The organism is bacterium SCSIO 12741 (assembly GCA_024398055.1).
GTDB lineage: Bacteria > Bacteroidota > Bacteroidia > Flavobacteriales_G > Salibacteraceae > SCSIO-12741.
In genome coordinates, this window is sequence record CP073749.1 from 745145 (window position 1) to 757802 (window position 12658).

Here is a 12658-nt window from a genome sequence, read left to right on the forward strand (position 1 = left end):
ATTCTGGAAAATGTTTCTCTTTTCCGTGCAAACGCCCAATACTTATAACTATGAAAAACAGTTATTTATCCATTCGGGCATTACTCACAATCATGTTCTGCTTCTTGCTCCTCGGATCCTTTGCCCAATCTCAGAAGTATCAAAATCTTATTCAGGCCCCTACTCTGATTGACGGGGCAAATGGGACCATCGAAATCGAAGCCCGAAAACACACTACCCATAAATTTAATCCGGCCGATACCTCGGATCACATGCTTAATGGGACTTCTAATCAAAACGGAATCGAAACCTGGTGTTTTAACCCCAAGGGCGATACAACCATTACTTACTTAGGGCCTACCTTGGTTTGGCACACCGGTCAAATGACCAACATTCATGTGACCAATAAACTGCCTCAATCTACCACGGCTCACTGGCATGGTGCTGAAGTTCCGGCCAAATGGGACGGCGGGCCTCATCAACCCATTCACACAGACTCTACCTGGAAACCCAGCTTTGTAGACCTAGACAGTGCAGCTACCATGTGGTATCACCCACACATTCACGACAACACCTACCCTCAGGTGCAGTTTGGCATGTCAGGATTGATCATTTCAAAACAGGCCAGTGATCCTATTGGACCAACTTTACCCAGGACCTACGGTGTGGACGACTACCCCTTAGTTTTGGGTGACCAGGGTTTTATTGAGGATACCAGCAACAACACCTGGCATGTGGATACCAACAAAGCCAAACGTCCCTATGGATTGGTCAATGGACTGGCTTATCCGGTTGTAGAATTACCGGCCCATTTAGTCCGTCTGAGAATACTTAATGGATCCACGCGTAAAGGATTTCAAGTCGCCTTTTCGGATTCCTTTAGCAGTACCCAAATGTCAGATATGATTGACTTTACACTGATCGCAACGGATGGTGGATATGTCATGAAACCCGACACCTTTAAGACGATGCTTACCGGACCCGGAGAACGTATTGAGGTTTTATTGGATTTGAAAGGCTACCAGGCAGGTGATTCCCTTTGGTTAAGAAATATGAACATGTGGATGGACACTTCCATTATCGGGAGTACTCGCCAAGGGAGCAGTGATCCAACCAAATTTTCACTTAACCTAAAAATCAAAATTATTGCTGATCCTCCGGGATATACTCCAGTGGACAACTTCTCCACCTTCACCACTGATTGGGATCCAGGCCTCAAGGATACCATAGGGGTTTCAAGATGGCGTAAAAAAGACTTTGTAGGCCAGAAAAAGAAATACGGTGGCAATGGATTTACCATCAACGGTGTCACCTACAAAATGGACTCCATCAACGATACCGTTTGTGTGGGAGCCAAGGAAATCTGGGAGATTCACAACAAAACCACTGTATCCCACCCCTTCCACATTCACAAAATCTTTTTCCGGGTATTGAGTGTAGACTCCATGGGCACCTCCATTGATTTGGCGGAACGCGGACTTAACGGTCCTAAGGATGATGTACTGATCCATCCGAACTGGAAAATGCGTTTCCTGGCCAAGTTTGATGACTATCCAAACAAAATCACTCACCATCTTGCCTACATGTACCATTGCCACATCCTCACCCATGAAGACAAAGAAGGCGGAGGAATGATGGCTCAATTCGTCGTTACCGATCAGGGACACTGTGCAGAACCCGATAATGTTCCAGAAGTAAAACCTATGCGAACGATGACTTTATTTCCAAACCCTGCTAGAAACCAGTTTTACCTTGAGGGAGCGAGCAAGGAACGGAGTACTCTAAAAATTTATGATCTCAATGGGCGTTTGATCACCCAAAAAAGTTTGCCCGCGTTTAGTGGTGCAATTTCGATAGGTACTGAGCAATTGAATGCCGGTTACTATCTCATTGAATGGGATACGGCCGAAGGCTTGGCTACCGAAAAGCTGCTGATGATTGAAGAATAGAACTCTATTTTAATCAATAGCCGAAAAGCCCGGAAATTCCGGGCTTTTTTTATGGCCAATACCCCCATTTTCCATGAATTTTAAATTTCGGGTGGATTTCGCTATTTTTGAATGTGCTTAAAACCAGAGTCATCCGTATTGCTTCTTGGGCATTGTCCATCTACTTTGTTCTAATTTCTCTTGGAGCAGCCTTGGATGTTCATTTTTGTCAGTCCAAGGTGAAAAGCTTTGCCTTTTACGGAGAGGCCGAGGCCTGTTGTAAAATGGACCCAGCTCTTTCCCCGAAGGCAAACCCGGAAAAAGAACAGGTTTCAAGAGCAAGGTGTTGCCACAATAAACAAGCACACCTGATTAATGATTTTGAATATCATAGTCAATTGAATTGGGAGCTTCCCCCTTGCAGGTGGAAATAACTCCTATTCTGAATTTAACGTTACAATCCACTTTTTGCCCTTCTCCACTTTGGAGTTCGGGCAATTCCCCTCCTTGGCTTTTGGATAGACTTCTATCCCGGATCCAGGTTTTTCTTCTTTAGGAATATCTACCATCAACCAAAACCACCCTCTGCTGCGGCAACCTTATTAAATTCCAAACAAGAAGAATTATGAAAAAAATACTATTTACACTTATTTCTCTGGCCTCCTTTTCGGCCTTTGCACAAACTCAAGTCAACTTTGAGTTTCATCACTTTTTGGGAGACGATCCCTTTGCCATCGATCAATCGGCAACTACGGCTGCAAACTATGAATTGAACTTCAATCGCCTCGAATTTTACGTGGCCGAAATAGATCTGGTGCACGACGGCGGTCAGGTTACCCGGGTTAAAGACATCTACCTTTTAGAAAATGTAAAATCTCGCCAGATTCACAATCTCGGGAGTTTTCCAGTGACTGATCTGGAAGAAGTACGATTTTACATCGGAGTGGATTCTGTTGCCAATCACGACGACCCTTTGAAGTATTCTATTGACCACCCCTTGGCTCCTAAAAACCCGTCTATGCATTGGGGATGGAGTTCGGGTTATCGCTTTGTTGTGATGGAAGGAAAAACCGGTGCTGGTCTATCTCAGATTTATGAGATCCATGCTTTGGGTGATGCCAATTATCACCAAATCGTTATTCCGATGGATCGCTCTGCAGAGAATGGAACCTTATCCATCGATGTTGCAGCGGATTATTTGAAAGCGTTTAAAACCGTGGATGTTTCTTCAGGTAAGATTTTACATAGCAATTTTGGAGAGGCCATTCCTTTTCTAAGGGATTTTGCCGATAACGTTTTCTCCGCATATTCAGCACCGATTACTGGATTGGAGGAAAATCAAGCTGAAAACAAAATGGTAGTATACCCTAATCCTGGTAAAAGTGGTGAATCTTCCATTCGCTGGGAGCAGCCTCTTACTTCTACTGTTCAGATTCAGCTACAAGACGCCTCTGGGCGAATGATTTCAACGCAGATTATCGAGTCTGGAAGTACCGGAATGAATCTTCCTGAGGTAGGTTCTGGTGTCTACTTTATTTCTGTCATTCAAGAAGGCAAGCCCCTTCAGGTTCAGCGCTGGGTAGTATCTAACGAGTAATCCCGTATTAATCATGCGAAGGCAAGTCATGTATTTGCTTTCAGGATTGTTGCTGACTCTATTGTTGGGTGCATCCGGATTGCCATCGAACGAAGAAAAAGCCTTTCGGCCCAAACTTCCCATCGGTTTTCCTCCCGTATCCTATCCCGAAGACAACGCACACACTCCTGAAAGATGGAAACTGGGAAGACGGTTGTTTTATGATCCTGTCTTGTCCAGAGATAGTTCCATTAGCTGTGGATCCTGTCACCATGCGGGCCATGCCTTTAGCGATACCGTTGCACTCAGCCCAGGTGTTGAATCAGCACCTGGCGTGAGAAACGCTCCCACATTAACCAATGTAGCTTATCACCCCTACTTTACCCGAGATGGTGGTGTAAAAACTTTAGAAACCCAAATTCTGGTTCCTATTCAGGAACACAACGAGTTCGACTTCAACATTGTGCTCATCGCAGAACGGTTGTACCGCGATTCTACTTATCAAAGAATGAGTAAACTGGCTTACAATCGCAATCCTGATCCTTATGTTATTTCCCGTGCTATTGCTTGTTTTGAACGAACCCTGGTCAGTGGAAATAGTCGCTACGATCAATTTCTTCTGAGTGGAAATTCCTCCTTACTTTCTCGGTCTGAACGCAGAGGAATGGAGTTGTTTTTCTCAGAACGTACCCAGTGTTCAAGTTGCCATAGCGGATTCAACTTTACTTCCTACGAAATCACGAATAATGGTCTCTATCTGCACTACGCCGATAGTGGACGAAAAAGGCTCACTAACCTGGAGTCAGACCGGGCAACATTTAAGGTACCTACGCTGAGAAACGTAGCCTTAACTGCTCCCTACATGCACGATGGTTCAATGCCTGACCTCGAATCAGTGGTCGCTCATTATTCAGCAGGAGGAAAAAATCACCCGAATCGTCATCCGCTGATTCGCCCCTTGGATCTGAGCCCAAAAGAACAACAGGATTTGGTTTCCTTTTTAAGGACCCTTACGGACGAGGAGTTTGTGAATAATCCCCATTTCACGAATCCCTTTACCGCTCTAAATCAAGATTAAAAATGAAACTCACATCTTATATAAAACTCGGCCTTCTCCCCTTGCTTGCCGCGGTAGTTATCGCGTCGTGTAAAAAGGACGAACCGGAAACCGAAACCGTAACCGAGGTAAAATGGGACACCACAGCCTATGTGCTGAACTATGGAAGCTTTCCTGATCCCCAAATTCCAGCAGATAATTCTTTGACTAAGGCTAAGGTTTACCTGGGCAGGTTATTGTTTTTCGACAAAAGATTGTCTAACGACCTTACCCTTTCCTGTGCCTCTTGCCACAAACAAGAGGACGCCTTTTCCGACATCCGAAAATTTAGCGTGGGAACCGCTGGACTGGAAGGTGGACGACAAGCCATGGCCGTTTTTAATCTGGCCTGGCATAAGAATGGCTTCTTTTGGGATGGACGAGCTCCACGGCTTCGCGACCAGGCTTTACTTCCGATTCAGGATCCTCTGGAAATGAATGAAACCCTGGCCAATGTAGTTGCCAAAGTTTCTTCGGTTAAAACCTACCAGGATCAGTTCAAAAGGGCCTTTGGAAGCGAGGAAGTAACTTCCGAAAAAATCAGTCTTGCCTTGGAGCAATACATGTTTACCCTGGTTTCCATGAATAGCAAATACGATCAATACCTGGCAGGATCAGCCACACTGACCGATAGCGAAGAAAGAGGCCGTAAATTGTTCTTTGATGAGTTCAATCAATTCTTTCCGGATCAATCCGGAGCCGATTGTGCCCATTGCCACTCCGGCCCCAATTTCACCAACGACCAATTCATGAACAACGGCCTCGACAGCGACGCTGAGTTTGTGGATTTGGGATTGGAAAAGGTAACCGGACTGGCTAGTGATCGTGCGAAGTTCAAAGTTCCTTCTCTCCGCAATATCGATCTCACCCCTCCCTACATGCATGACGGACGGTTTGCCACCCTCGAGCAGGCTGTAGATCATTATAACAGTGGAGTCAAACAATCGTCAACTTTGGATGGTGGAATTCAAAATACCATTGCCACCGGACTTATGCTCAGTCCACAGGACAAAGCTGATCTCGTGGCTTTTATGAAAACACTAACGGATCAGGAGTTTATTTCGAAATCGGAATACAGCGATCCTAACAATCCTTTATAACCTCCTTGGAAAGGGTTCTCAGAAATGGGAACCTTTTCTTTTTCCTTTAACCAATTCTCATTGAATCGTATCATTTTTTAAGTGCGATTCTATTCATTCCTATCATCCTCGATTATTTCGTCCGTTAATTTGGTTAGTCAAGGAGATTAAAGCATATAACTCATTAACCTTTACTACCTTAGAGAGATTGCGATATGGATTAATAATCTTTTGTCATGGTACGCGAAGGGGTCAGGAAACTTCCCCATTCCTTCCGATGGGGAAAACCAATTAACGTATGTACTCAGCTTCTTGTGTTTGGAATGCTTTGCTTTGGATCTATTGAGGGAAGCAGCCAAACCACTATCTGGAGTGTAGATTTTGAAACAGGTTATAGCGATAATGACGCTTCAGCCCAGGACAATAATTCGCCTTCCGGAGCAGATTGGACCAAAAGTGGATCTCCTTCTAACTGGTGGCGTGTTGAAAGCGACAACGTATTAGCTGGATCACTTTCGATGAGTGGCAGAAACACCGATGCTACCATGACCTGGACTTCAGAATCCATTGATATTTCCGGCTTTTCTAACGTATCCATTTCCATCGACATCAAAGAAATTAACTGCGACGATGGTTCCTCTGACCAAATAGAAACTTTCTACAACGTGGGTTCCGGCAATGTGGAATTTGGCGATGGCAACGGAGACGGTAATTTTAACAATGCCACCAATACCATTGCGGGTCTTTCCGGAAGTTCACTTACGATCACAGTCACCCTCTTCAACAATGGCGGTGGCGAACGCTGCATTTTCGACAACATTGTAGTCACTGGAGTATCAGAATTGGGTGGTGATGGCCCAGGTGGTGTAGGCGATACAGATGGGAGCGGAAGTTTGAGCTTATGGTTGGATGCCAATCAAGGGGTAAGTTTAAGTGGAAGCGCTGTAACCCAGTGGAGCGATCAATCCGGTTATGGAAACAACGCTACCCCTCCCGCCAGTGCCAATAGGCCTTCCTATTCGAGTAGTGCCGTAAATTCTCATCCCTCTATCACCTTTGATGGTAGCAATGACTATTTAACCGCTTCGGATGCCACCAGCCTGGATTTGACCACCTGGACGATTATTGTGGTAGGAATTGTCAATACCCATAAGAATTACAATGCCTTTGTGGTGAAGGGAGACGATGCGGATGAGAACTACGAATTCCTCACCAACTTTCCTTCTACAGGAAACTTCCACTATCCTGTCAAGTACACCACCTCAGCCAGGAGCACAGATTCCGAATCCGGCGAAACCATGTCTACCTCGAGCTATGGGGTTTACCAATTGGATTATGATCAGAGCAATTTTCAGTTTTACATCAATGGAGACTTAACCGAAACCGATTCCGAAACCCGAACGCCACAAACCAATTCTAACAGCCTATACATCTGTAACGAAGAGAGCACGACCGGCAGAAATGCCAATGCCTCTGTAGCCGAAATCATCATTTTTAGCACTCCCATAAACCAGATTCAACGCCTGCTTATTCACAATGCTATGGCCGCCAAGTATGGGTTTAGTATGGATGCAAACGACCTCTACGATGAAGACAACAGCGGCTATGATTTTGATGTGGCCGGGATTGGTCAAGCCAGTGATGGAACGAGTCATCAGGATGGTCAGGGAACCGGCATTGTAAGAGTCAGAAACCCATCGGGGTTGGCCAATGGAGAGTATTTCATTTGGGGGCACGATAATGGCGAATTGGATTCTGACGCAGAAACGGATCTCCCGACCGGAATTGAAGCCCGAATTGTGCGCACCTGGAGAGCGAGTGAAACCGGTGAAGTGGGAACCTTAACTATATCCTTCGATTTGTCCAGCGTGCCGGGAACCAAAACCACTTCTGACCTTCGATTACTTATCGACAGGGACAATGACGGCGTTTTTAGTGATGAAACAGAAGGAGGCGGTGGAGTGGTATCTGGAGCAAGCAATACCAGTGGCAGCATCTATGAATGGACCGGAATCGATATTGACAACAACGAGCGATTTACCATCGGAACGATTAACTATTCTCAAACCCCACTCCCCATAGAGCTGACCCATTTTCAAGCTCAGGCTATTCCCGAAGAGGAGGTCATTCGATTGAACTGGGTAACCCAATCCGAAATCAACAACAGTCACTTCATTCTGGAAAAAACAGAAGGAGATGGAGAGTTTGCCAGGGTTGGAGAAATTACAGGGCAAGGAACCACATCGGAATCGCACACCTACGAATTCTATGACTACGAACCCTGGACCGGAACGACCTACTACCGTCTGACTCAAGTGGATGAAGATGGAAAACAAGCCCACTATCCCTTAGAGGCCGTGGATTATGAATTACCAACGCCTGAAGTGCTTACAGCATTCCCCAATCCCCTGTCTGCTGGAGAGCGCTTACATATTCAATTTTCTACCCTCGATCATCCAGACCTTCTGGAAATCAAAATTCATGACCAAGCTGGTAAAGTGGTAGACCTGAGTCAGGACCCTTCCCTGCAACTCAATCCGGGTGAGTTGTCCATTAATCTCCCGTCAAATTTACCTTCAGGCGTTTATGTTACCACCCTAATTACCGCCCAGCAATATGTGCATTACATCCCCTTGGTCGTTCGATAGCCCCTCCAGAGTCAATGTTTCAGTCAATAATCGCAGATTTCTGTTGTTTACAGGAATTATCTGCACGCATACCTTATCAGCCCTTATTTTTGTCCTCATCTTAAAACGGTCCGGCGAAACACCGGAAATCTCCAGTGGGACCAGTTGAACAGAGATAGGAGAGGATATGAGTAATGCAGCAAATCCATTGGGTTTTTGGCGATCGCCTTTAACTTGGTTGATCGCAATCGGTTTTTTAGCCATGCCCTGCACTTCCCTGTACAGTCAAACTACCATTTGGAGCGTAAATTTTGAAACAGGCTACAGCGACAATGACGCCTCAGCCCAGGATAACAATTCCCCTGCAGGTGCGGATTGGACCAAAAGTGGATCTCCTTCCAACTGGTGGCGTGTAGAAAGCGACAACGCCATATCTGGATCGTTATCGATGAGTGGACGAAATACGGATGCAACCATGACCTGGACATCCGAATCCATTGACATCTCTGGCTATTCTAACGTATCTATTTCCATTGACCTCGCTGAGGTAAACTGTGACGATGGTTCTTCCGACCAGATTGAAACCTTTTACAATGTGGGATCTGGAAATGTTGAGTTTGGCGACGGGAATGGGGATGGAAATTTCAATTCAGCAACCAATACCATTGCCGCCCTTTCCGGGAGTTCATTAACCATTACGGTTACCCTGTTTAACAACGGAGGTGGTGAGCGGTGCATCTTTGACAATATTGTGGTTACCGGAACTGCTTCCTTGGGCCCTGATGGTCCTGGTGGCGTCGGAAGCACAGATGGAAGTGATGCCCTGGAAGTTTGGTTAAAAGCAGATGACCTGGATGCAGATGGTGATCAAAGCGACAACCCTTCCAACGGATCCAATGTCTCTACCTGGACCGATCACAGCGGAAATGGAAACAACTACACCAATACAGGGTCAAACCGCCCAACCTACAGCACAAGTGGAACCTACAATGCGGTAAACTTCAACGCATCAGCCGGAACGGCTCAATACCTAAATGGAGCGTCCTCGGGTTCCTACTCAGATGGGAGCGCCTTTTTTGCGCACAACACCACCAATGTTAGTGCCAGTCACCTAACTTTTGACAACGGGTCTTACTCTCTTCGCACCGAGCAATGGTCCAATTCTGGAGTGGTTGGTTTCACCCGATATGGCGTGGCCGACTACACGACTTCCATAAGCAGCCCATTTGGAAGCAATTCCATTTATTCCTTTCACAAGGATGGAAGCTCTTCCAATATGGACATTCGGGTTAATGACGATACAGAAACCCTGGCCATAGGTTCTTCAGCCGCAGGAATCCCCTACGATCGATTAGGAAAAAACAGCACCACAACCGATGAAGCCAGTGGTGACTTTTTTGAGGTTATTCTGTTTAGTCAAGACTTGAATGAAATGCAGATCATACTCATTGACAATTACCTCAGCGCCAAGTATGGTGGTATCGACATTCCAACAGACATTTACGATGGAGACAACGTGGCGAATGGTAATTTCGATTTTGATGTAGCGGGAATCGGCCAGGCCAGCGATGGCTCCAACCATTTGGATGCTCAAGGAACGGGGGTTGTTCGGGTTCGAAACGCAAGTAATTTGGGAAATGGTGAATTCTTCGTTTGGGGGCATGACAACACTACCTTCAATGCGGACTCTGAAACAGATCTACCCACTGGAATTGAAGCCCGGATTGAACGTACCTGGCGCGTATCCGAAACGGGTGAAGTAGGCACGGTAACCCTTTCATTTGACCTAACCGATGTACCAGGCTCAGTCACCACCTCGGACCTAAGATTGCTCATAGATACTGACGGTGACGGCTTTTTTAATGACGAAACAGTAGGAACCGGAGGGGTAATTTCAGGAGCTTCCAATACCAGCGGAAACATTTACGAATGGACGGGCATTGATATCGATGATGCTGAGCACTTTACCATTGGATCTATTAACATTACCCAGACTCCACTTCCTGTTGAGCTCACCAGCTTCAAAGCCTTATTGGATCAGGAAAACGAATGGGTAGAACTCATCTGGATTACTCAAACCGAGATTAACAACGACTATTTTACCCTGGAAAAAACAACTGGCGATGGTGAGTTTACCTGGGTCGGAGAAATTCAGGGACAAGGAACCCACAATGGTCAATACGAATACACCTTTATCGACGAAGAGCCCTGGACAGGTATCAGCTATTACCGGTTGACACAAGTAGATGAAGACGGAAAGGAAACGCATTATCCCCTGGAGGCGGTTAACTACGAACTACCCACTCCAAAAATCTTGACCGCCTTCCCTAATCCATTAGCCGCTGGAGAGGAATTGACTATTCAGTTCTCCGGATCTGATTATCCCCAAATAAGGAGCCTTGTACTTCATGATCAGTCGGGAAGGGCAATAGATTTGTCGCATGACCCTTCTCTTCAGGTGGAACCCGGAGAAGTGTCCTTTGTTCTACCCCACACCCTTCCTACGGGAATTTATGTCGCCACCATGGTCACCGACAACGAGTCTCCCCATTACCTTCCAGTGGTCGTTCGATAACCGCTGAAAGAGGCCTAATAGTTAGCTTTTTAACTGATAAACATCATTTTACCTTACCGCCTTTAGGGCTAATATTGTTTTCCTATCATACGGGAAAATCAGTTGGTCTATTCAAAGTTTTCAGGTTTACACAGAATTCTGAGCCATGCAATATTGTTTTTTGCACTGGTGCTCCCCCAAGTTCTTTCAGGCCAGGACACCATCAGCTGGAAGTCCAAATTGAAATTTGAAGCCGATTTTCGATTTAGGGTAGAACAGGATTGGGATTCGCGGAAGTCAGATGGCAGCTATCGACCCGATCGCACCCGATTGCGTTACCGTCTTCGAGCAGGATTTACCTTTCACCATAGTAAATACCTTTCCTTCGGTGCACGGCTCAGAACCGGCGCCCCCAACAAACAGCAGGACCCGCAACTAACCTTAGGTGAATCATACAAGGAATTCGGAACCCTTCCCATCGGATTTGAAAAAGCCTACCTTTCGTTTAAGAGGTACGGACTCGAAGTTTGGGCTGGAAAAAACACCTTTCCTTTTGAAAAACAAAACGAGTTGTTTTGGAGTGATAATGTGTTTCCCGAAGGTGTCTTTCTCGGTTACCACAAAAAACTCAAGAAAACCCCTGTAGGCAAACTGGGATTGAACTTGGGGCACTTTCTCATATCGGCCAGTGGACGATCTCTGGATCAGGATAATTACCTGCAGGGCGCCCAACTTCTTGTACAAGGCCGGAACGACCGCTGGGCTCTATATCCAGGGTTTTACTATTTCAACGATATGCCCAATATTCCAGATGGATTTGAAACCTACAGGTTAAACTACCGAATAGCACACTTAGGCGGAATTGTTCAACCTCTGAAAAAAATTCCGCTCAAACTCACAGTTGACGGTTATTACAATTTCGAAGATTACCAGGGCTACGACTCCATACCTAATACCCTCTCCGACCAGAAATCAGGGTTCGTTATTGGATTGATCTACGGAAAAGTAAAACACAAAAAAGATTGGTTGATTCAAGTTACCTATGCCCGTTTGGAACAATATTCCATCGTGGATATTATGGCTCAAAACGATTGGGCCCGATGGGATTATTCAGCCTACGGCTCACCGGATGGTCGTTTGACCAACTACCAGGGCATAGAATCTACCGTTTCGTACATGGTGAACGAACGACTAAAACTAACCACCAAGTATTATTGGGTCAACCAACTGGTGCCCTACGGCACCCATCTTGAAACAAACCAACGCATACGTTTTGATATAGATATCAAGATATAGCGGTTCGGGGATCAATAGCTTCTAAATCCCAAAAGGGTTTGTTTTTCCTCCAAGCGGATTCAGATTTTTTAAGGACGGATAATTTATTCAGAAGATCTTAATTTTAGGCCATGCGGGTCCTTCAAAAAGAATCCAAAGATTTAAAGCAACTGATTCGGGAAGCCGGATTTGAAGAAGGTGATTTTGAGTGGATAAAACGGCGTGGAAAGCTTCATTTAGTTCATTCCAAAAGCAAAAGCTCAAAGGCCTACTTCCGCCGCAACGAAACCCGATTAAACGATCAGCTTCAGTGGGAAAAGGTTGTTCTTTACTTTCTCTGGGAAAACGGAAAACTACAACCCATGGAAGATTGGGACCAATTGCTGGATGCATACCGTAATTGGTTAAAGCATATCCCATAAGTCCACAAAAAAGAGTCTTCAATTGAGTTAGGTCAAAAGGAAAACTTAACCCAATCAAAGCTGGTGCTTAGGCTTGGTTAGTTTATTTTTGATAGGAGTAGCTTAACAAGAGCACTTCCAAA

At 45.5% G+C, this 12658-nt stretch carries 8 protein-coding genes; all 8 read left to right on the top strand.

Annotated elements, in window-relative coordinates; all coding sequences use genetic code 11:
* Window positions 1-50 precede the first annotated feature (50 nt).
* On the top strand, window positions 51-1928 hold the full coding sequence (locus KFE98_03140; protein UTW63166.1) for a multicopper oxidase domain-containing protein: 1878 nt from the start codon (window positions 51-53) through the stop codon (window positions 1926-1928).
* 604 nt (window positions 1929-2532) lie between these two features.
* Window positions 2533-3504 (top strand): T9SS type A sorting domain-containing protein, encoded by a 972-nt coding sequence (locus tag KFE98_03145; protein UTW63167.1) that lies wholly within the window; start codon window positions 2533-2535, stop codon window positions 3502-3504.
* A 28-nt stretch (window positions 3505-3532) separates the two neighbouring features.
* Window positions 3533-4561 carry a c-type cytochrome gene (locus KFE98_03150; GenBank protein UTW64628.1) on the top strand — a complete coding sequence of 343 codons (1029 nt, stop codon included), beginning with the start codon at window positions 3533-3535 and terminating at the stop codon, window positions 4559-4561.
* A 2-nt stretch (window positions 4562-4563) separates the two neighbouring features.
* Window positions 4564-5679, top strand: coding sequence for a c-type cytochrome (locus KFE98_03155; GenBank protein UTW63168.1), 1116 nt, complete (start codon window positions 4564-4566; stop codon window positions 5677-5679).
* 215 nt (window positions 5680-5894) lie between these two features.
* Window positions 5895-8306: a hypothetical protein gene (locus KFE98_03160; protein ID UTW63169.1), complete on the top strand. Its 2412-nt coding sequence runs from the start codon at window positions 5895-5897 to the stop codon at window positions 8304-8306.
* 241 nt (window positions 8307-8547) lie between these two features.
* Window positions 8548-10860, top strand: a complete 2313-nt coding sequence (locus tag KFE98_03165; protein ID UTW63170.1) for a hypothetical protein — start codon at window positions 8548-8550, stop codon at window positions 10858-10860.
* Between the two features lie 168 nt (window positions 10861-11028).
* On the top strand, window positions 11029-12135 hold the full coding sequence (locus KFE98_03170; protein ID UTW63171.1) for a putative porin: 1107 nt from the start codon (window positions 11029-11031) through the stop codon (window positions 12133-12135).
* 110 nt (window positions 12136-12245) lie between these two features.
* On the top strand, window positions 12246-12536 hold the full coding sequence (locus KFE98_03175; protein ID UTW63172.1) for a hypothetical protein: 291 nt from the start codon (window positions 12246-12248) through the stop codon (window positions 12534-12536).
* Window positions 12537-12658: the final 122 nt, after the last annotated feature.